Source organism: Candidatus Amarobacter glycogenicus, assembly GCF_016704105.1.
In the GTDB taxonomy this organism is placed as follows: Bacteria; Chloroflexota; Dehalococcoidia; order Tepidiformales; family Tepidiformaceae; genus Amarobacter; species Amarobacter glycogenicus.
The window spans coordinates 737,875-757,890 of record NZ_JADJAT010000001.1; the positions used below are offsets into that span (position 1 = coordinate 737,875).

The 20,016-nt window shown below is 65.5% G+C and carries 22 protein-coding genes; 11 read left to right on the forward strand and 11 right to left on the reverse strand.

The genetic code is table 11. From position 1 onward, the window contains the following. The first annotated feature begins 40 nt into the window (after window positions 1-40). The 7 genes from fliE (at window position 41) to ilvA (ending at window position 6,880) form a co-directional block, all read left to right on the forward strand. Window positions 41-331 carry a flagellar hook-basal body complex protein FliE gene (gene fliE / locus IPG14_RS03820; RefSeq protein WP_343385187.1) on the forward strand — a complete coding sequence of 97 codons (291 nt, stop codon included), beginning with the start codon at window positions 41-43 and terminating at the stop codon, window positions 329-331. Further along, complete coding sequence (locus IPG14_RS03825; protein WP_343390935.1) at window positions 331-1,626, forward strand: flagellar hook-length control protein FliK; 1,296 nt, start codon at window positions 331-333, stop codon at window positions 1,624-1,626. Before fliE ends, IPG14_RS03825 begins: the two co-directional genes overlap by 1 nt. 9 nt (window positions 1,627-1,635) lie before the next feature. Further along, a complete protein-coding gene (locus IPG14_RS03830; protein WP_343390936.1) occupies window positions 1,636-2,181 on the forward strand; it encodes a flagellar hook capping FlgD N-terminal domain-containing protein in 546 nt (181 codons plus the stop codon). Further along, a complete protein-coding gene (locus IPG14_RS03835; RefSeq protein ID WP_343390937.1) occupies window positions 2,181-2,555 on the forward strand; it encodes a TIGR02530 family flagellar biosynthesis protein in 375 nt (124 codons plus the stop codon). Before IPG14_RS03830 ends, IPG14_RS03835 begins: the two co-directional genes overlap by 1 nt. A 106-nt stretch (window positions 2,556-2,661) precedes the next feature. Continuing rightward, window positions 2,662-3,981 (forward strand): flagellar hook protein FlgE, encoded by a 1,320-nt coding sequence (locus tag IPG14_RS03840; protein ID WP_343390938.1) that lies wholly within the window; start codon window positions 2,662-2,664, stop codon window positions 3,979-3,981. Window positions 3,982-4,047: 66 nt separating this feature from the next. After that, the gene (locus IPG14_RS03845; RefSeq protein WP_343390939.1) at window positions 4,048-5,025 is read left to right on the forward strand and encodes a YncE family protein; all 978 of its coding nucleotides are present in this window, start codon (window positions 4,048-4,050) and stop codon (window positions 5,023-5,025) included. A 604-nt stretch (window positions 5,026-5,629) separates the two neighbouring features. Then, the gene (ilvA, locus tag IPG14_RS03850) at window positions 5,630-6,880 is read left to right on the forward strand and encodes a threonine ammonia-lyase (protein WP_343390940.1); all 1,251 of its coding nucleotides are present in this window, start codon (window positions 5,630-5,632) and stop codon (window positions 6,878-6,880) included. Here the strand turns inward: ilvA and IPG14_RS03855 are convergent. From IPG14_RS03855 to IPG14_RS03870, 4 genes are all read right to left on the reverse strand, one after another. After that, window positions 6,877-7,008: a hypothetical protein gene (locus IPG14_RS03855; protein WP_343385195.1), complete on the reverse strand. Its 132-nt coding sequence runs from the start codon at window positions 7,006-7,008 to the stop codon at window positions 6,877-6,879. The two genes, ilvA and IPG14_RS03855, sit on opposite strands and share 4 nt — an antisense overlap. Beyond that, window positions 7,005-7,493, reverse strand: a complete 489-nt coding sequence (locus IPG14_RS03860) for a GNAT family N-acetyltransferase (RefSeq protein WP_343390941.1) — start codon at window positions 7,491-7,493, stop codon at window positions 7,005-7,007. The genes IPG14_RS03855 and IPG14_RS03860 overlap by 4 nt, the downstream gene beginning before the upstream one ends. 19 nt (window positions 7,494-7,512) lie before the next feature. Further along, complete coding sequence (locus IPG14_RS03865) at window positions 7,513-8,280, reverse strand: glucose 1-dehydrogenase (RefSeq protein ID WP_343390942.1); 768 nt, start codon at window positions 8,278-8,280, stop codon at window positions 7,513-7,515. A 113-nt stretch (window positions 8,281-8,393) separates the two neighbouring features. Continuing rightward, window positions 8,394-9,104 (reverse strand): histidine phosphatase family protein, encoded by a 711-nt coding sequence (locus IPG14_RS03870; protein ID WP_343388168.1) that lies wholly within the window; start codon window positions 9,102-9,104, stop codon window positions 8,394-8,396. Window positions 9,105-9,189: 85 nt separating this feature from the next. Here IPG14_RS03870 and IPG14_RS03875 point away from each other — a divergent pair, with 85 nt between their 5' ends. The 3 genes from IPG14_RS03875 (at window position 9,190) to IPG14_RS03885 (ending at window position 11,763) form a co-directional block, all read left to right on the forward strand. Then, entirely contained in the window at window positions 9,190-10,122 is a 933-nt protein-coding gene (locus tag IPG14_RS03875) for an LLM class flavin-dependent oxidoreductase (RefSeq protein ID WP_343390943.1), read from the forward strand. A 45-nt stretch (window positions 10,123-10,167) separates the two neighbouring features. Next, a complete protein-coding gene (locus tag IPG14_RS03880; RefSeq protein WP_343390944.1) occupies window positions 10,168-11,175 on the forward strand; it encodes a 2-dehydropantoate 2-reductase in 1,008 nt (335 codons plus the stop codon). A gap of 69 nt (window positions 11,176-11,244) precedes the next feature. Next, entirely contained in the window at window positions 11,245-11,763 is a 519-nt protein-coding gene (locus IPG14_RS03885) for a DinB family protein (protein ID WP_343385257.1), read from the forward strand. Between the two features lie 15 nt (window positions 11,764-11,778). On the opposite strand, the gene IPG14_RS03890 is transcribed toward IPG14_RS03885, so the two are convergent. Genes IPG14_RS03890 through IPG14_RS03905 form a run of 4 tightly spaced genes read right to left on the reverse strand, consistent with a single transcriptional unit; the run spans window position 11,779 to window position 16,008 of the window. Then, complete coding sequence (locus IPG14_RS03890) at window positions 11,779-13,044, reverse strand: nucleotide sugar dehydrogenase (RefSeq protein ID WP_343390945.1); 1,266 nt, start codon at window positions 13,042-13,044, stop codon at window positions 11,779-11,781. Then, window positions 13,041-14,054, reverse strand: coding sequence for a Gfo/Idh/MocA family oxidoreductase (locus tag IPG14_RS03895; RefSeq protein ID WP_343390946.1), 1,014 nt, complete (start codon window positions 14,052-14,054; stop codon window positions 13,041-13,043). The genes IPG14_RS03890 and IPG14_RS03895 overlap by 4 nt, the downstream gene beginning before the upstream one ends. 27 nt (window positions 14,055-14,081) lie before the next feature. Then, complete coding sequence (locus IPG14_RS03900) at window positions 14,082-14,876, reverse strand: hypothetical protein (RefSeq protein ID WP_343388172.1); 795 nt, start codon at window positions 14,874-14,876, stop codon at window positions 14,082-14,084. A gap of 40 nt (window positions 14,877-14,916) precedes the next feature. Beyond that, the gene (locus IPG14_RS03905; protein WP_343390947.1) at window positions 14,917-16,008 is read right to left on the reverse strand and encodes a DegT/DnrJ/EryC1/StrS family aminotransferase; all 1,092 of its coding nucleotides are present in this window, start codon (window positions 16,006-16,008) and stop codon (window positions 14,917-14,919) included. 158 nt (window positions 16,009-16,166) lie between these two features. Here IPG14_RS03905 and IPG14_RS03910 point away from each other — a divergent pair, with 158 nt between their 5' ends. Beyond that, a complete protein-coding gene (locus tag IPG14_RS03910; RefSeq protein WP_343390948.1) occupies window positions 16,167-16,919 on the forward strand; it encodes a hypothetical protein in 753 nt (250 codons plus the stop codon). Here the strand turns inward: IPG14_RS03910 and IPG14_RS03915 are convergent. Genes IPG14_RS03915 through IPG14_RS03925 form a run of 3 tightly spaced genes read right to left on the reverse strand, consistent with a single transcriptional unit; the run spans window position 16,916 to window position 19,982 of the window. Further along, window positions 16,916-17,500 (reverse strand): acyltransferase, encoded by a 585-nt coding sequence (locus IPG14_RS03915; protein WP_343385263.1) that lies wholly within the window; start codon window positions 17,498-17,500, stop codon window positions 16,916-16,918. The two genes, IPG14_RS03910 and IPG14_RS03915, sit on opposite strands and share 4 nt — an antisense overlap. Beyond that, entirely contained in the window at window positions 17,497-19,392 is a 1,896-nt protein-coding gene (locus tag IPG14_RS03920) for a nucleoside-diphosphate sugar epimerase/dehydratase (RefSeq protein ID WP_343385264.1), read from the reverse strand. The genes IPG14_RS03915 and IPG14_RS03920 overlap by 4 nt, the downstream gene beginning before the upstream one ends. After that, window positions 19,389-19,982: a sugar transferase gene (locus IPG14_RS03925; protein WP_343390949.1), complete on the reverse strand. Its 594-nt coding sequence runs from the start codon at window positions 19,980-19,982 to the stop codon at window positions 19,389-19,391. The genes IPG14_RS03920 and IPG14_RS03925 overlap by 4 nt, the downstream gene beginning before the upstream one ends. Between the last annotated feature and the right edge of the window lie 34 nt (window positions 19,983-20,016).

A 20,016-nucleotide genomic window follows, 5' to 3' on the forward strand; every position in this document is an offset into this window, starting at 1 on the left:
GGTTTTGCAGGAATGCCCTACACGGGTTGAGGAGGCAGCTATGGAGATCGGACGGATTCAGGGCGTTGGGGCGATTGCCCAGACTGGAGCGACGGCGGCGGCGAAACCCGCGGCCGGCTTCGCCGACATGCTGGGCAAGGCCATCGGCCAACTCCAGTCGGTCAGCGACAACGCCGACGCGAAGGTCAACGCGATGGCCACCGGCCAGGACGTCGAGCTCCACGATGTGATGCTCGCCGTCGAGACCGAGAGCCTCGCCATGAGCCTCGCCACAACCATCCGCAACAAGGCCGTCGAGGCCTACCAGGAAGTCTTCAGGATGCAGATGTGATGGGACTCGTTGTTCAGGCCCCGGCCGATACGCTCCTGGCGACGACCGGATTGCCAACCGTCGCTGCCGGTCAGCCTCTTCCGGCAGCCCCCTGCGGGGATGTTTTCGCGAGCCTCCTTGCCTCCCTTTCGGGATCATTCAAGGCATCGTGCGAAGAGAACATCCAGCTGCCGAACCCCTCGGGCATCGAATTGCTGCCGTCCGCCGAAGACGCGGACCCCGCGGAGGGAGCCGGCGGTGACCCGCTCGCCGCACTCCTCGCGATGGGAATCCCGATCGTCGTCCCGCAGCCGGCGCCGGCGTCCGTGGCGCCACCGGTAGAGGCTTCCGCCCGAACCGTCTCGCCCGCGAAAACAGGTTCCAGTGAGACGTACTCCCGCATCGAGCATCTTCCAATCGAGCCCGTCGCAATGGAACCCGCCGCGCCGGCCCCGCCGCCGTCCCAATCCGCTGCCGCCATCCCGGATGAACCGACGGGGCAGGCGGAGAGTGCGGCCCAGTCCGTCGAGATGCTCCCACCGTCAGAGAACATCGTCGCCGGGGCTCCTGTACCCGGTGCGCCGACACCGAAGCCAGCCGCACCCGGGCCCGTCACAGAGGCCCCAACCGAGGGCTCCCAGCCAGGCGCTACCAGCGTGGTCCGCTCCGTCGGGAACGCACAAAAACGAAACGACACCGCTTCAGACACCGAGGCCGGCGAAGACGAGCACGCCGGCTCTGCTCATCGGCCGGACCGGCCACAACCGCGCGCTTCCGCGCAGGGTATCGCCCACGCAGCGCCGAATTCGGCGGTTGGCGAGCTCCGCCCAACGACCGAGGCGCCCGAAACAGAGGCCGTCTCTACCGCGCCGGTCGAAGCGTCGGAAGTCCCACCGCAGGTTGACCAGGTTGCCAGCACCGTCATCGAGACGGTCGACGCCGGGGGCGGCGAAGCCCGCATCCACCTCGATCCCGCTGACCTCGGCGAAGTGACCATTCACGTCCGCACCAACGGCGACACGGTCCACGTCGAGGTTCGGGCCGAACGCCAGGAGGCGATGCAGCTCCTGCGCGACCACACCCAGGACCTCTCGAACCTGTTGGGCGAACGCGGTCTCAACCTCTCCGACGTGAACGTTGGCCTCGGCCGCGGCGACCAGGGGCGGGCCTGGGGCGAAGCGTCGCAACGGGAGGACCGCGGCGCCGCCGGCGAGTTCGCTTCCATCCTTGGCGGGGACGACGGCGCCGCCATCGAAATCCACCAGCGCTTGCGTGCCGCCTACAACCCGGATGGCGCGCTGGTGTACCGGGTCTAGGAGCAAGCCATGACGCAGCCAGTCGACGCAATCACCGCGCTCAAGAACACGACCTACACGCCGAAAGCTTCTGCGAATTCGGAACTCAGCCAGGTCGACTTCATGAAGCTCATCATCGCCCAGATGCAGAACCAGAACCCCCTGGAGCCGCAGTCGGATACGGACTTCATGGCCCAGATGGCCCAGTTCGAGTCGCTGAACCAGATGAAGACCGTGGCTGAAGGGATCAAGGTCCTCCAGGGCGTCAACGAGCTCACCAGCGCGGCGAGCATGATCGGCAAGACCATCACGGGAGAACAGGTCGACGGGATCGCGGTCACCCGGGACATCGTCTCGCGAGAGAAGTTCGGGCGTTCGTTTGCCAACATCACCAGCATGGAGCGGGTAGAGGTGAACAAGGACGACCGGGTCGTCGCGGCCGCCGCCGACTTACCGAACGCGGGGAATGAAGTTAGCGGCGTGGTGGAACGCGTGGTGACCGATGCGAAGGGCATCCCGATGCTGATCGTCGCGGGCAAGGTCGTCGACCTCTTCACCATCGCGGAGGTGCGCTGATGGCCATCGACCGCACGCAGCAGATCGGGCCTTCGCCGGGGGCAACCCGGCAACCCGGCCAGGCCTCCGTCCGATCGGCTGGCGGGCCCAGCTTCCAGGACGCGCTCAGCAACCTGGGCCGGGGCGTCCAGTTCAGCAACCACGCCCAGAAGCGGATCGACCGGCGCGACCTGGACATCGACTCCCAGCGCCTCGATCGCCTCAACTCCGCGATCACGCGGGCCGCCGAGAAGGGCGCCCGCAACAGCGTGGTCATGCTCGATGACCTCGCCGTCGTCGTCGACATCCGCGACCGCAAGGTCGTAACCGCCATCAACGCCGAATCCGGAAAGGAGCGGGTCTTCACGAACATCGACTCAGTCGTCATCGCCTGAGGCCGAACCTCACCCTCAACGTCCAATTTGGGCCGGTCCGCATGTCGGAGGCCTGATCCACTACCGCGGCCGGGAAGCCGCCACGAAAGGATCGTTACCTGCCATGATGCGAGCACTCTTCAGCGCGATCTCCGGGATGAAGAACCACATGTCCTACATGGACGTCGTGGGCAACAACATCGCAAACGTCAACACCATCGCCTACAAATCGAGCCGGGCGACGTTCCAGGACATCCTCGGACAGACGGTGCGCGGGGCGAGCACGCCGCAGGCCGGCCGCGGCGGTACCAACCCCGCCCAGATAGGCCTCGGCATGCAGCTGGGCGGCATCGACAACATCATGACCCAGGGTTCACTCCAGAGTACCGGGAAGCTCACGGACTTCGCCGTCCAGGGCGACGGCTTCTTCGTCGTCAGCGACGGCACGCGCAACTTCTATACGAGGGACGGAGCCTTCGATATCGATGTCGAAGGCACGCTCGTGAACCCCGTGACCGGCCTAACGGTCATGGGTTGGGTCGCCGATGCGACGGGCGCTGTCGATACCGAGTCGCCGCTCCAGGCCCTCCAGATCCCATTCGGCACGCGTATCAGCGCCCAGGCCACGCAGGACCTCACGCTCCCGGCCCCGAAAGCGGGCATGGTCATGGCCGGGAACCTCGACGCCGGCACCCCGACGGTCGCACCGGACAACGAAATCACCACCACCGTGACCGCCTACGACTCGCTCGGCAATGCGAAGACCATCCGTGTGATCTTCACCAAGACGGCGACGAACACCTGGGACGTGACGGCCATGCACGACATCCCCGACGTCCCCGGCCCCGACGCAACTCCGGGCAACGCGTTCGACGATGCAGTGACCATCGCGAACGGGACGCTCTCGTTCCTCCCTACGGGCACCCTCGATACGGGCATCGCGAATAACGGCATGGTGAGTTTCACCATTCCCGCTGCGGCCCTGGGAACGGGCGCCGACCCGCTCGCCTTCACCCTGGACCTGACGACGTTCTCCCAGTACGCCGGAGCGAGCCAGTCAAACCTCCAGAGCCAGACCGGTTCGGCCGCTGGAGCGCTGGTCAGCTTCGCGGTCGGCAGCACCGGCGAAGTCACGGGCATCTACTCCAACGGCGCGAACCGGATCATTGGCCAGTTGGCGCTCGCCAGCTTCACGAACCCCGGTGGCCTCCAGCGCCAGGGACAGAACCTCTGGGCGCCGAGCTCGAACTCCGGCGAGGCGATCGTCGGCCTGCCGAACACGAACGGCCGCGGCTCGGTAAGCACGGGCACGCTCGAGTCCTCGAACGTGGACCTGGCCCAGCAATTCACCAACGTCATCCTTGCGCAACGCGGCTTCCAGTCGTCATCGCGCGTCATTACCGCCGGCGACCAGATGCTCCAGGACCTGGTCAACATCATCCGCTAACAGCTCGCTCCCGCCCCTCCCTGTGCTCATGGGGAGGGGCGGGACAGCGCCCAGCCTGAGGTGGGATTGCTCACTCAACCGAACCTGAAGCGCGTAAACCGCATCGCCAGCCTGGGCATCCTCCCCGCGATGACCCTGGTGATCGTGGTTTTTTCGCGTTTCGCAGGAAGCGATGGTCCCGCTCCGGAGCCTCCCCGCAACGGCCTGCTCGTCGTCGCCAACCTGCGCACCGAATCACTAACCCTGGCGAACCTGGAGAGTGGGGAACAGCGCCATCTGGCTCTGCCGGGCCCGCCCCACGAAATGGTCGCGACCGATGGTCGCCTGTACGTCACCCTCGGCCGCGGCGAAGCGCTCGTCGAAGTGGAGCTCTCTTCCGCGGCCATCCTCCGCGTGCTCCCGCTGGAGGGAGAACCGCATGGGATCGCCGTCTGGGGGAACAATCTCATCATCACGCTCGACAAAGTGAATGAAGCCGTCGTACTGGACCGCGCTTCGCTCACCGAATTGCGGCGCTACCCGACGGGTGAGACGCCACACGTCGTGGCCGTCTCGGGCGAGGCCGTGCTCGTCACGGACTCACGGGGCGACACGCTCAGGCAGCTTGAACCGGGTACGAAATCGATTCGCACCGGGGGACAGCCGGAAGGGATCGCCATCACCGGCGGCTACGCGGCAACCGCCGACTACCTGGGAGGCACGCTGACCGTCGCCAGGGCCGGGGATCTTTCAGGCGCGTCCAGCCTTTCAGTCGGCGCCGCGCCTGTGCGCGTGACAGCCCTGGCCGGTGGCCAGGTCCTCGTGTCGCTGCAGGGCAGGGGCGAAGTCGCGTTGGTCGACCTGGCGACCCTCAGCGTCAAACGGCGCCTCAAAACCGCGGCCCGGCCGGACGGACTGTGCGTCGACCCGGACGGGCGGAACTTCGCAGTCGCATCGAACCACGAAGGCCGAGTCGAGGTGTTTTCGACTGAGGCGTGGAAGTCTTCCTTGCAACTTAACCTGGACCCGGGCCTCGGAGCCTGCCTCTGGCTTGCCGGTCGTTGACCGGGATACCGCCGAACAGCCACGATCTCCGCACCAGACCACGGGGACTTTCGAGTGCAACCACGACGGGGATGCGGGGTGGGCGGGCGGTTTTCGCGCTGCCGCGATGCGGCGGCGCACGTCTGCCAGTACTGCGGGCGGCCGTTTTGCGCCACGCATGCACACTACGTCGAGGATCACGAGGCCGTATGCACGCGCAAGCGCTGCCAGGCAAAGCACGCCGACCTCCTGCTTCATATCGAGTACAAGGGGCGGGTTGGCGAGCGCAACCGCGCAGGCCTCTGTGGCATCGAAGAGTGCGGGCCTCACCCGGGCTTCGAGTGCTCCCTCTGCCGCGGCCTTTTTTGCGGCGCACACCTCATGGAGCGCATGTACCCTTTCACGGAAGGATGGGTATCCATCGATAGGCCGGTTAGCATCTGCCAGCGATGCTGGGAGCGTCGCAAGATCTGGCGGGGTCGCTACTTGGGGGTGGAGGGGCATCTGGGGAGGGGGGGGGGGCAATGGCCGCCGGCGGGGGGGGCCACCCCAGCCCTTCAGGGGGTGCGACAACTGTTAACAACTTACCCCCCGAGTGCATGATGCGGAGGTGGATCCTCGGATCATGGCGTTCGCAGATGTCGAGGAGGCGGCCGCCGCGCTCGCCGGCCACGTGCGCGAAACCCCCGTCTGGCCATTCCGCGTCTCCTCTCCGGGACTGGACACCGACCTGCTCCTGAAGTGCGAGCACATGCAGGTTACCGGGTCGTTCAAGATTCGCGGCGCCCTGAATTTTGTCCACAACCTCGACGACGCATCGGCGCAGCGGGGCCTGGTGGCGATGAGTGCCGGGAACCATGCCCAGGGCGTGGCCCTCGCGGCACGATCACGGGGCGCCAGCGCGACGATCGTGGTCCCCGCAACCGCGCCTCTGGCCAAGATCAATGCGACGCGCGCCCTGGGCGCCCGGGTCGTCATCCATGGGGCATCCCTCGAAGAAGCGAGGGCCGAGGCGTTCGCGATCGCCGACCGCGAAGGCCGAATCTTCGTCCCGCCTTTCGACGATGATGCCGTGATCGCCGGGCAGGGGACCGTCGGCCTGGAACTCGTCCGCCAGGCGCCGGATGTCGACGAGGTCCTCGTCCCCGCGGGCGGCGGCGGCCTGCTGGCCGGCGTCGCACTGGCGCTGAAGCACCTCCGGCCCGGAATCAGGGTCATCGGCGTCCAGTCCGCGGCCATGGACGGCATCGCGCGGTCGCTGGCTGCCGGCAAGCCCGTCGCAGTCGGGGCAACGCGGACCATCGCTGACGGCGTCGCCGTGTCTGGCCCTTCAGAGAGGACGTTCGCCCTCATCCAGCGTTACGTTGATGAAGTTGTTACCGTCCCGGATGAGGCTATCGCCCAGGCGATCCTCGCCCTGGTCGAGCGGGCGAAGTTCGTCGTCGAGGGCGCCGGGGCACTCGGCATCGCCGCTGTGATGAGCGGGCGATACCGTCCCAAAGGCAAAGCGCTTGCGGTCATCTCGGGCGGAAACATCGATATCAACCTGCTCGGGTCGATGGTCCGACGAGGGCTCGTCGAAGCAGGTCGCTACCAGCACCTCGCCGTCGAGGTGAGCGACACACCGGGAGAACTTGCCCTCGTCTCTTCAGTGATCGCCGAGGTCGGGGGAAACATCCTCGAAGTCGACCATAACCGCGAAGCCCCGGGAATGCCCGTTGGGGTCGCAGTGCTCGAGCTCCTCCTCGAGGTCAACGGCGCGGAACAGTTCAGCGATATCCTCGAAGCCCTGCGCGAGAGGGGCCTCAGGGGAGTGCCAGGCAGCCCCGCCCGGCTCGCCACGGAATCCGCGCGGCGGCGGCACGAGTCCCGCTAACTGCCGGGCCGGACCTCGTCGGTGTCCGGCGAAAGCACCGCGTCGAGGACGATCACGATTGCTGTTAGCGTCGCCGTGATCACAGCAAGCCGGACCAGCTTCCTGACCAGGCGCACAAGCCAATTCATGTGCCGTCTCCTTCGCTGCGATTGAGCCGATCGCGGTATATCCCGGGCTCACTGGCGGGGATCAGTGTCGCGCCGGCAGCTTTCTCGTAGAACTCCGCTGGTCCGACTCCACCGATAATAGCGTACGCGTAACCCTGCGCCCTGAGCGCTTCAAGGCACTGCAGGAGCAGGACGCGGCCAATCCCCCGCCGTCGTTGGCTCGCTTCGACGCCGGTCGGACCGAAGTAGTCGGGACGGGTGGCGTTGTAACAGGCGAAGCCGAGGAGCGTCCCCGCCTCGGTCGCGATGTAGACGTTCGGTGGCACAGCCGCGAAGCCCGCCCGCAACTCGTCGGCCCAGTCTGGAAAGAGCCGTTCGACAAAGGCGAGGACGACCGAACGTTCATAGCTCTCCGCTCGCCGGCAGACGACTCCGGAATCGCGCAGCGCCTGGGCCTGCGGCGAGACCGGAGCGAGGCCATAGAGATTGACGATCATGTCCGGCATGGAGTGGCTCCACTCCGACCTATGCGAGGCCGCCACCGTCGAGGATGAGCGTCTGGCCGGTAGTAAACGAGGAGGCTTCGCTGGCGAAGTAAACGCAGGCGCCGGCCATTTCGTCGGGCTCGCCGATGCGGCGGAGCGGGCTCTGAGCACGCGAGTTCTTTAGTGCGGCCTCATTGTCCCAGAGGGCGCGGGAGAACTCCGTCTTGATGAGGCCGGGGGCGATGCAGTTCACGCGGATCCCGTCGACGCCCCACTCCTTGGCGCAGACCTGCGTGAGCATGATGATCGCGGCCTTCGAGACCGAGTAGGTGCCGAGTCCGCCGCCGGCGCGGAAGCCACCGGTCGAACTCACGTTGATGATCCTGCCGCCTTCCCCGTGCTCCTTCATCGCCTCCCGGACCATCTTGCTCAGGAAGAACGCCGACTTCACGTTCGTGTTCATGGTGGTGTCCCAGGCCCGCTCGTCGATGTTCGCGATCGGCCCGAACACCGGGTTGGTCGCGGCGTTGTTCACCAGGATGTCGATGCGCCCCAACTGCGCCTTCGTCTCGTTCACCAGGTTCTGGAGCGCATCCATATCACGGACGTTGGTAGGGACGGCGATGCCCTTGCGTCCGGTGGCGCGGATGGCGGCAACCGACTCTTCGAGGGCCTCCACTTTGCGAGCCGCGACGCAGACATCGGCGCCGGCTTCGGCCAGGGCGACGGCGATCGAGCGGCCGATGCCACGGCTGCCGCCGGTAACGATGGCGACTTTGCCTGCGAGAGAGAAGTTAGCGACGGTCATGAGCGTTCCTCGAAACTGCCGGGTACTCCGGCGGAAGTAATGGGGCTGATTCTACGGCGTGGCATTCGAAGAGGTTGGGAACTTGGGCCTCCCTTGATGCCACACCGCCCTGGTCAGTGACTCACGAGGGTCCATTCATTGGTCCGAAGGTGGTGGACATCGTTCAGCGACTGCAGCGCCCGAACGCCCTGACCGGAGAACACGACACTGATGGAGCAGTGCGCAGGCCGGAAGAACATGTCGTAGTCAACGCCGATGATGTGGCCGACGTAGGCGTTGATAACTCCACCATGGCACGCAATGACAACCCTCTTGCCCTCGTTCTGGGCGATGATCGACTCGACCGCGTTCACGGTGCGCTTGCGAAAGTCGAAGCTCGATTCGGAATACGGGTAGACATCCCACTTCTTCTCGCGCAGCATCCGCTCCCTGATGCCGAGCAGGAGACCCTGGCCGAGAAAGTCCACTGCAGAACGGTCGGCCGGGATGTCGCGGAACACCTCGATCTCGCGGAGATCGTCGACCACGATCGGCTCCATGCGATGGTGGCGCGCGACCTGGCGTCCGGTTTCCAAAGCACGCTTCAGGGGACTGGCGTAGACAACGTCGATGCGGTCGACGGAAAGGCGTTCGCCGACCACTTTCGCCTGCTGCTCGCCCCGTTCGCTGAGCGGGGGGTCGAATGTCTCGCCGACGGGCCCCGTCCGCGGGTCCGGTATGTGCTGTTCGCCATGGCGGACGAAGATGAGCTCGGTGATGCCTTCGATGTCGGTAAGGAACGCCCGGTCGAAGACCATCGGCGTGCGAGCCTGGGCCTGAGTCATTCGTAATCACCCTCGAAACGGATGGCTCGACTATCCCAGAGCGACGTGAACAGCGAAAGCACCACACGGTCGTTAGAATCGGGCCATGCAGGCGCCTTCCGTTTCGGTCATGCTGAAGTCCTGGGACATCCGTACCGGCACGACCGGCGGCATGGTCCTCGATGCTGCCCGGCAGGCGGAAGCACTCGGCCTCGACGGCCTCATCGCGGGCGACCACGTCACGTTCTACGGCTACGGCAACGACGGCCTGATCACCCTGACGGCTGCGGCGGCGGTCACCGAGCGGATCGAGCTGAAGACGGCCGTGTACCTCCTTCCCCTGCGCCATCCCGTCCCGGTCGCGCTCCAGGTGGCACAGCTGGACCAGTTGAGCATGGGCAGGTTCGTCCTCGGCATCGGCGTCGGCGGCGAAGACCCCCACGAGTTCTGGAGTTCGGGGGTGGACCCGGCGACACGCGGGGCCCGGACAAATGAAGCGATCGAGGTGCTCAAACGCTTGTGGACCGAGGATGGCGTCACTTTCGCGGGGAGGCACTTCCAGCTCGACGATGTGACGCTGTACCCCAAACCCTTCCGGCCCGTGCCGATCTTCGTGGGGGGCCGCAGCGATGCCGCGCTGCGCCGTGCCGGCCGGCTTGGCGATGGCTACACGGGTATCTGGCTGACGCCTGAACGCTTCCGTGAGGCCGCAGAACGCATCGCCGAAGCCGCGCTCGCCGCGGGGCGAGACCCCGCGGAAATCGAACTCGGGATGCAGTACTGGACGAGCGTCTCCGATGTCCGCGACGAGGCGCGGGCCCTCGTTTCGGAAGGGATGGAAAGCACCTACCGGATGCCTTTCGAGCGCTTCGAACGCTATACGCCCTTCGGCGCCCCGGGAGAGATCGCGGAGTACCTCGCTCCGTTCATCGAGGCTGGCGCGAGGCACATCAACCTCGTGCCCGTTCAGGATTCCCCGGAAGCGGCCATGGAGGCGGCGGCGAAAGTGCGCGAGGCGCTCCGGGCCGGTTCAGGCTGACGGGAGCATCGACAAACACGGCCGGGCCGAACCACAATCCCGGACGTGGCAACGATCGCAGTCATTGGCGCCGGTGCGGTCGGCGGGTACTACGGCGCACGGCTGGCACAGGCCGGGCACGACGTCCGCTTTCTCTTTCGACGAGACCTGGCGGCAGTCCGCGAGTGCGGCCTGCGGGTGTACAGCCCGCTCGGCGATTTCCACCTGGAAGAGGTTGCGGCGGCGGCAAGCCCGGAAGAACTGGGCCCGGCGGACTGGGTGATCTGCTCGCTGAAAGCGACGGCGCTCGAATCAGCGCGCGAACTCGTTGCGCCATGCGTGGGCCCGAACACGCGCATCGTGGCGCTCATGAACGGCCTCGGGATCGAGCCGCGTTTCGCAGAGTGGTTCGGGGCCTGGCGGGTCTTCGGCGGCATGGCGTTCGTTTGCATCAATCGGGGCGAATCCGGGGTGATCCACCACCTGGAGTATGGGCGCGTGTCCATCGGCCACGCGCTCGACGACCCGGCGGAGAATGCGACGCTCGAAGCGCTCCTCACCAGCGGCAACATCGAGACCGTCGTCGCTCCCAACCTGCGCTACGCGCGCTGGGAAAAACTCTGCTGGAACATCCCGTTCAACGGGCTCAGCGTGGCCGGCGGGGGCATCGGGACGCAGACCATCCTCGGCGATCCAGAACTGCGAGAGACCGCCGAACGGGCGATGCGCGAGGTGGTCCGCATGGGCAACGCGGACCTGGTCTCGTTGAAGTCGCCCGCTCGGCTGCCCGAAGAAGAGGTCGTAGGCCGGATGTTCAGTCTGACCGAAACGATGGGGGACTACCGCACGAGCATGGTCATTGACTACGTGCTGGGGAATCCCCTCGAGGTCGAAGCGATCCTGGGAAACCCGGTCCGGCGGGCCAGGGAACTCGACGTCGCGGTGCCCACCGTCGAGGCGTTGTACGCGCTGGTTGCCCACGCGGATGCAGTGAACCGCGGCGAGCGCTCCCTCCTCCGCCCGGAAGACCTGCCATCCGGCGATTCTTCCGGGGTGCCGCGGCTCGGCCGGTAGCACCACAGCGTTGTTTGAAGAAACTCTCGGCCCGGGCTAGACTGCCGCAGCATTCAGGAGGTGCAACCGATGGAAGCTCGCGAACTGCTTGTCGATGGGATCGACCAGATGACGGACTGGCTGGACGGGGCGATCAAGGGACTCACGAACGAACAGGTCAACTTCCTCCCCCAGGGCCAAACCGTGAGCATCGGGTTCAACGCGTGGCATGTCATCCGCACGGCCGACAACATCACGAACTTCGTCCTGCAGGATCGCAAGCCACCGGTCTGGATCGAAAAGGGCTACGCCGACCGGATGGGCCTCCCGAAGGTCGACCAGGGCACCGGCATGGGGATGGAAGACGCCCGCGCGCTGAAGTTCGACAACGCCGCCCTGCGCGACTACCTGGCCGACGTGCGCCAGGGGACGCTCGACTTCCTGAAGGTTGTGCCCACCGCGAAGCTGGATGAAGTCCAGATGATCAAGCCGCTCGGTGAAATGTCGAAGTGGAAGGTCGTCCGCCAGGTGATCATGACTCACGGGTTCATGCACCTCGGCGAGATCAACGGCATCAAGGGTCAGCTGGGGCTGGGCTTCTTCATCTGACGTGCCCGTGTGGGCTCAGTTCGTCACCGGGCGGCCCACGCCGAGGTAGCGGGCGCCAGTGTCTTCTACCACCCGGCGATCGAGGGCGTTGCGCGCATCCACGACCAGCGGCGCGATCGAACCCCAGGCGAGCCCGGCGTAGCTCCGGTGGTTGCTGTGGACGACTGCCAGGTCGAATCCGGCCGTGCTCGCAGCGGGTTCGAAGCCGAGCTCTCGGACACCCGCATCGGTCAGAAGTGGGTCGTGCCCGCTGACAACCGCCCCACGAGTGCTGAATTCGCGAAGCAAGTCAACTGCATTTGTATGGAAGGTCACGGCGACGTCCGGGCGGAAGGTCAATCCCATGATGAGCACGCGTTTTCCGGCAAGTCCGCCCAGCAGTTCCTCCGCCCGGCGCACAACGTAGCCGGGCATGGCGTCATTCACCTGTCGGCCGAGAGCGGGCAGGGCGCTCGGACCTTCGCCCTGCATCAGGAATCTCGGATACACCGGGATGCAGTGCCCCCCCACACCCGTCCCCGGGACGTGGATGTGCGAGTACGGCTGGGAGTTGGCGGCGGCGATGACTTCGGTGACGTCGATCCCATGGACATCGGCGATCATCGCGAGTTCGTTGGCAAGGGCGATGTTGAGGTCGCGATAAGCGCCCTCAGCGAGTTTGCTCAACTCCGCGGCTTCGGCGCTGGCGAGCTGGAGCACGTCGCCGCCGAAGACTTCGCGGTAGAACGCGGCGGCCTTCTCGCCGGCTTCCGGGTCGACGCCGCCGACGACTTTCGGATACTTGGTCAGGTCCTCGATCACTCTTCCCATGAGGAGGCGCTCGGGGCTGAAGGCAACGTGGAAGTCGACTCCGAGCTTCTTGCCGGTCGCTTCGAGGCGCGGCGCAAGCTCCCGGCGAGTCGTGCCGACAGGCAGGGTTGTGTCGAAGATACAGAGCGTGCCCGGCTGCAGTCCCTTCGCAGCCTCTTCGGCGGCGGAGAACAGGTACTGGAGGTCGGCGCGGCCTTCTGCATCGATGTCTACCCGGACCGCGAAAAGGACGACCTGCGACTTCGCCACTGCGGCGGCCGTCTCAGTCGTCGCGCGGAACGTCCCGTCGGCTACCACTTGCTTCAACACCGCCCCGAGCCCGGCTTCATCCGGGATGGGGTTCTCGGCGCGGTTGATGCGTTCGACGAGCGATGCGTTGATATCGCATCCGAAAACCTGGTGGCCCTTCGAAGCGATGGTGGCAGCCAGCGGGAGGCCAATTCGCCCGATGCCGACGACGGCGACGTTCATGTGCTGGCGGCCACCGGTTCAACCTGCACGGGCATCCCGGTCTCGCCGGAGCGGACGAGCGCCTCGGCGATGGCCAGGGCCGCCATACCATCGAGCGCGCTGACCGGCGGCGGCCCACCGGCGAGCACGGCGTCGCGGAACGCTTCGAGCTCGACCCTGAGCGGTTCACGGTTGGGGATGGGGTAGCGAGTCATCGGGCCTTCGGTAACCGATGCGTAGCGGCCCTCACGCGCGGCCGCGTCGAAGTTTTCGTAGAACGCCAGCGACTGGGCGGCGTAGTCGACGACGAACATGCCCTTCTCACAGAGGACGGTGAGCGTGCGTTCCTTCGTCGGGGTGAGCCAGTTGATATCGAGCGTGCCCATGGCGCCTCGGTGGAAGCGGACGAGCCCGGCGAACATGTCCTCGTTGCCCGTGGCGATGTGGCTGCGCGACTCGGCGAAGACACGGTCGATCTCGTCGCCGAGGAGAAAGCGCATGATGTCGATGTCGTGCGGACCAAGGTCGTAAATGACGCCGACGTCGCGGATCCGATGCGGGAACGGTCCAACACGACGGGCACGCACCTGGAGGACGGGGCCACCCTGGCCCGCGTCGAGCCGGCGCTTCAGTTCCTGGACGGCCGGGTTGAATCGCTCGATGTGGCCGACGGTGAGCACGAGCCCTGCCTGTTCGGCGGCGACGGCGATGCTGCGGGCCGCATCGAGCGTGGCGGCGATGGGCTTCTCGACGAGCACGTTCGCCCCGGCGGCAATCGCCTGGAGTGCGACTTCCTCGTGGAGTTGCGTCGGGACGACGATCGACACCATATCCGGCCGGGTTTCGCGGAGGAGCGACACCGCATCCGGGAAGCCGGGAATTGGGCGTCCCGCAATGGTCTTGTTTACGGCCGCCGGGTTCGCATCAGCGACGGCGACGAGTTCGACGCCGGGTGTGTCGGAGAGGACGCGGGCATGGTTGGCGCCCATGGAGCCAAGGCCGATGACGGCCGCGCGAAGGGTTCGAGTCATCGAGATTGAGGTTATCAGCCTCGGGCGTTAGTCGTTAGTCGCCGGCGCGAAGCGGCTGTTACGGCGAGAGGCAAGCAAACGCGCTGAGCAGGTCGTAACCGCGAGGACGAATCCAGCCGCCAGGCCTATCTCCTTCCGGTAGTCGGTCCCAACGCTCACGCGCCCAGTGCCCGTTCCGGGTGGGCCAGGAACCGTGACAATTTCGATCGCAGTCCGCACCAGTTCCAGCGCGGCGGAGTTGTCGGAGAACCCTTCGATCTCGATCGACCAGATAGTGGAGCCGTCGGTAAGGTAGATCGTTCGCGGGCCGAGCCCGCCGACGACGGCAGCGGTCGGCATCAGCGTCAAAGCCTGAAGCCCGCTGATGGTTGTCTGCGTAACCTCGGTGACCGGGCTATTCGCTGGCACCGCGATCAGGAAGTCACCGACCTTCGTCCACCCGGAGATCCTCACTGTCGTTGGTCCACCCGTCCCCCGAAACCACACCGACGCATCGAACAGCCCTGGGCTCCCGCGACCTTCGGCGGCGGTGACCAGGAAGCCAGGCAAGGTGGTTGGGACGAGATATCCAAACTGACGTCGTACTGCCTCCGCACCGAAGAACCTGGCGAGCCCCTCGGTATTCGGGCCGGCGAGACTTGTTTCGGTGGACGGAGTGGGCCCGAACCGGACCTGAAGTGGGTGCCCTGGCACAGAAGTCTGCGCGGGTGTTGGCGGCGCCTGCGCGGCCGCCGATGACCAGGTGATCGCAACCGTCGCCACCATGGTCAATACAGCGGCCGGGAACGCCTTCACACGGATAGAAACGTTGGCCAGGACCAAAAAGTTCCTTCCCGGGGACCAAGGAATCCCTGCACCCCAACTACCCGATCCGATTCACCACGCTCGCGATGTACTCCACATCTTCCGGACCGAGAGAGGGGTGCACCGGCAGCGAGAGGACGCGCTCGGAGGCGGCTTCGGCGACCGGACAATCGAAGTCGCTGAGGCCCATCTTCTCCATGATCGGCTGCCGGTGGATCGGGATCGGGTAGTGGACAGCGCTCCCAATACCGGCTTCCTGGAGCTTCGCCTGGAACGCGTCGCGGTCGCCCGGGACACGGATGGTGAACTGGTGGAAGACGTGGCGGTCGCCCTCGCGGACGCGCGGCGTCTCAACGGAACGGATGAGCGAGGAGAGCTTCTCGGCGTTCGCTATCCGGGCCACGTTCCAGTCTTCGATGTAGTCCATCTGGACGAGCCCGATGGCGGCGTTGAGGTCTTGCATCCGCCAGTTGAGTCCGAAGTAGTCGTGCTTGTAGCGCTGTTCCTGGCCGTGGCTGCGGATGATGCGGCACATGCGGGCGACTTCGTCGTCGTTGGTGGTGATGATGCCGCCTTCGCCGGTGGTCATGTTCTTCGTGGGGTAGAAGCTGAAGCAGCCGGTGCCGTAGCTGCCAACGCGCCGGCCAAGGTGCTCAGCGCCATGTGCCTGCGCGGCGTCTTCCACGAGTGCGAGGCCGTTCTCGTCGCAGAGCTGCTGGAGTTCGAGGATGCGGGCCGGGTGCCCGAAGATGTGGACCGGCATCACGGCTTTCGTGTTCTCGGTGATCGCCTCTTCGACCTTTCCCGGGTCGAGGTTGAAGTCGAACGGGTCGACATCGACGAAGACCGGGGTCGCGCCACAGGCGAGGATGCTCGTCGCCGTCGCGATGAAGCTGAACGGCGTTGTTATGACCTCATCGCCGGGACCGACGCCATGCGCCTGGAGCGCGACGATGAGGGCCGCGGTGCCGCTGTTCACCCCGATGGCGTGCTTCGTGCCGATGTAGGCCGCGAACGACTGCTCGAAGGCTTCGGTGCGCGGCCCCTGGGCAAGATGGCCGCTATCGAGGACCTCCATGACGGCGCGCTTCTCGGCTCCGCCGATGAGCGGCTTCGCAACGGGAATGTGCTGGCGTTCGATCGTGGTCATGCGGGACTCCTCGGGGCCCGGCAGGATACCGGGTGAAGTAGTGGGGCGCGTGCTTTCGATTGAGGTTACCAAGGCGAACCGGTGTGCGCTGCATTGGGAGGATTTGCGCTTGCGATGGCTCGAATAGGGGTTATCCTCCCGCGAACAGAGGTACTGCAGTGGCGAACCCCGCTTGTCGCAAAGAACTCGCCGAGAGCACGTCTCCGGGGATGCTGGCCGACCTGACGATGCTGGCGCGCTGGACGTCGCTTGGCGCGTGCGCCGGCGGACTTGCCGGGCTGGTGGTTGGTGGAATCGGCGGGCGCCTGGCGATGCTCCTGCTACGGTTCACTTCGCCGGACTTCATCCGCGGCCTCGAGAGCGATGACGGCTTCATCATGGGCCGGTTCACATTCTCGAACACGCTTTCCCTGCTCCTGGTTACCACGGTGCTGGGGAGCATTGGGGGCCTCTTTGTCGTTCTTGGTCGGCCATTCCTGCCTGCCCGGTATGTCCTCCTCGGCTGGCCGCTCGCTGCGGGCACGATCGTTGGCGCGATCATTGTGAAGAGCGACGGGGTCGACTTCTCCTTGCTCGATCCCAAGGTGCTCGCCATCGCGATGTTCGTTGCGATCCCGGCTGCAGGTGCGTTCCTGATCGTCTGGCTCATCCAAAGGTGGGAACGGTGGTGGTGGACGGACTGGAAACGCACCACTGTGGCGACGCTTCCCGGATTGCCGTCGATAGTCGCATTCCCAATCTGGATAGTCGCAGCGGTCGTGATGGTGATTTGGGTCGCCGTACTCCGTTTCGAGGGTTTGCGTACGCTCCACGAGACGCGTCCGGTGCGAGTCCTAGCGGTTTCGGTGTTCGGCCTGCTGACGGCGCTGGGAACGTTCTCTTTGGGGAACGATATCCGCGAAATACTCTAAGACGCGGGTACCAGGCCATCGCCTGTGCTCGCGTATCTCCGCCCGCACTCGCGGCAGACCAGCTCTTCCGACAGCGGCCGTGCACACACGCAGGCCCACCCGCGCTGCCGGGCAGGGTTACCGGCCACGATGGCGTGGTCTGGCACGTCCTTCGTGACAACTGAGCCGGCCGCGACGAGCGCCCAACGCCCGATCGTGAGCCCTGGAAGAATGACCGAGCGCGAGCCAACCGCCGCGCCGTACTTCACGAGTGTCCCTTGAAGTTCCCAGTCACTCGCGGCCTTGAGCGTGCCATCGGGGTTGATCGCGCGAGGGTAACGGTCGTTCGTGAAGACGACTTCCGGGCCGACGAAGACTCCATCTTCCAGGGTGTTGCCTTCGTAGACGCAGGAGTAGTTCTGGACCTTGCAGTTTGCGCCAATGGAAACGCCCGCACCGACGTACACACCCTTGCCGATGACGCAGCCCGCGCCAATGCTCGCTCGTTCGCGGACCTGGGCCTGGTGCCAGATGCTCGCGCCGTCGCCGATGTTCGCCTGGTCGCTGACCTCGGCTGTGGGATGCACGCGGAAGTTGGTCATGGGTTGGCCGGCTCCGACTCGGGCACCTCGTCGGCGTCGTTGGAGTAGCGCCGGGCAACAAGGTGGATACGCCGCTTCAATTCTTCCTTGTCGGTCCACTGCATCGAGTCGAGCTCCTCGATGAGCCGCCGGATTTCGCCTTCGGTGATCTCCGCGGAGGCGGTCAGGCGCATCACCTTCGGATGGTCCGTCGATTCCATCTGTTCGAAGTCGGACACGAGCTCTTCCCGGAGTTTCTCCCCGGGACGCGGGCCGGTGAAGATGACTTCTATGTCGTCGCCGGGCCGCAGCCCGCGGAGCCGGATCATCCGCTCGGCGAGTTCGAGCATATTGATCTCCTGGCCCATGTCGAGCATGTAGATATTGCCGCCGCCGCCGAACGTCCCTGCCTGGATAACCAGGCTGACCGCCTCCGGAATGCTGATGAAGTAGCGCATCATGTCCGGGTGAGTGATGGTGACGGGTCCACCACGCTCGATCTGGCGCATGAAGGTGAGTGGCGCCGAACCGCGGCTGCCCATCACGTTCCCGAAGCGCACGGCGACGAACTTCGTGTGGTCACTCTCCCGTGCGAGAGCGATAACCATCAGCTCAGCGATACGCTTGGTCGCGCCCATCACGCTCGTCGGCCGCACGGCCTTGTCCGTGGATATCAGGACGAACGTGCCCGTTTCGAACGTCTTGGAAGCGGAGGCGACGTTCAGCGTGCCAAGGACATTCGCCCGGAATGCCTCGTCCGGGTTGGATTCGAGCATCGGCACGTGTTTGTACGCAGCTGCGTGGTAGACGAGCTGAGGGCGCACCTGGTTGAAGATCTCGTTGACCTTGCGCGGGTCGACTACGCTCGCCGGCCAGAGCTTGATGATGGTCTGTGGGGACACCCCGGAGATCTCTGCGGCCAGGTCGAACAGTCCGCTTTCGTTGTTGTCGCACAGGTGCAACTCCAGCGGCTGGAACGTCGCGATCTGCCGGCACAACTCCGAGCCGATGGAACCGGCGGCACCGGTGACCAGGACGACCTGGTCTTTCACCGACTGGCTGCAGGCGACATAGTCCACCTGGACCGGCTCGCGGCCGAGGAGGTCGTCCAGTGTGATTTCGCGGAGCGCGTCGTTGGTGTGCCCACTCGACATCCAGCGTTCGACGCCGGGCACGATCCGGACGGGGACGCCGGCAGCCTGGGCCGTTGCAACGATCGCCCGGATAACCGCACCGGAGGCCCGCGGGATCGCTATCGCAACGGCATCGACCGAATGTTCCCGGATTTGTGCTTCGAGTTCCGTTACGGGGCCAAAGACGCGGAGGCTGTGCATGCGGCGGTTCTGCTTCCGCGGGTCGTCATCAAGATAGCCGATGGGCTGGTAGTTCAGGCCGGGACTGTTCTGCAGTTCACGTGCCAGTGCCTGTCCGGTGTGGCCCGCGCCGATGATCAGGAGCCGCTGGGAGGCGACCGCGCCACGCGTCAGTCGCGTGAGGAGGCGGCTGCGCATTTTTACGAAAGCCATCCCGGGGAAGATCAGCTCGCCGGCGATCAGGACGACCGAGAGCGGCAGGTCCCGGTCGCGGATCCAGAAGTTCACGCCGAAGATCAGCGCAGTCGCCACGGCGATCGGAAGGAACAGGTTGAGGATGTCGCCGAGGCTCCCGTAGGTCCAAACCGTCCGGTAGACACCGAAAACGACGTTCGCGGCGACGTATACCAGCGCGAGCAATGGGAAGACCGTGAGGACGAACTCCAGGTTGCGCTGGGGCACGTCAGCATCGAAGCGAAGCAGAAGGGCAGCGGCATAGGCCAGTGCGATCACGCAAAGGTCCAGCACGACGGCGCCGGCGGCACGTGCGTTGTCGCCATTGAACAGCCGGCCGGCAAGAGAGGGAGACGCCAGCGTCATCGTGCGCCGCTCCCCCGCACCACGCCGAAGGCGGTGCCGATCAGGATCTTGATGTCGGTTAGCACCGAGTGGTGATCCACGTATTCGAGATCGTAGGTAGCGATTTCGTCATAGGTCAAATCTGAACGGCCCTTCATCTGGGCGAGGCCGGCGATGCCAGGAAGGACATCATGGCGGCGATGATACTCGGGCGGAAACTGGGCGACGATCTCCGGCACCTCCGGCCGCGGGCCGACCAGCGACATCTGTCCCCACAGCACGTTGAAGAGGTTGGGCAGCTCGTCCAGCGAAGTCTTCCGGGCGATGGCCCCGAAGCGGGTGATGCGAGGGTTCGGCTTGTCCGGTGGCGCGAAGACGAAAGTCGAAAAGTCCTCGACGTCGTAGTGGTCCTCTTCACCCGGCTTCGAGTGGCGCATCGTACGCAACTTGATCATCCGAAACGGCTTCCCGTGAAGGCCGACCCGTTCCTGGATAAAGATAGGGTTCCCGCGCAGTTCGAAAGCGAGCGCGCAGGCCGACAGGATCATGAGCGGCAGCCACGCAGGTGCCGCCACGACCGTTATGAAAACATCCATGATGCGCTTCAGCACGGCCTCTGAGGGTACGGGGCGAACCTCCTAGGGG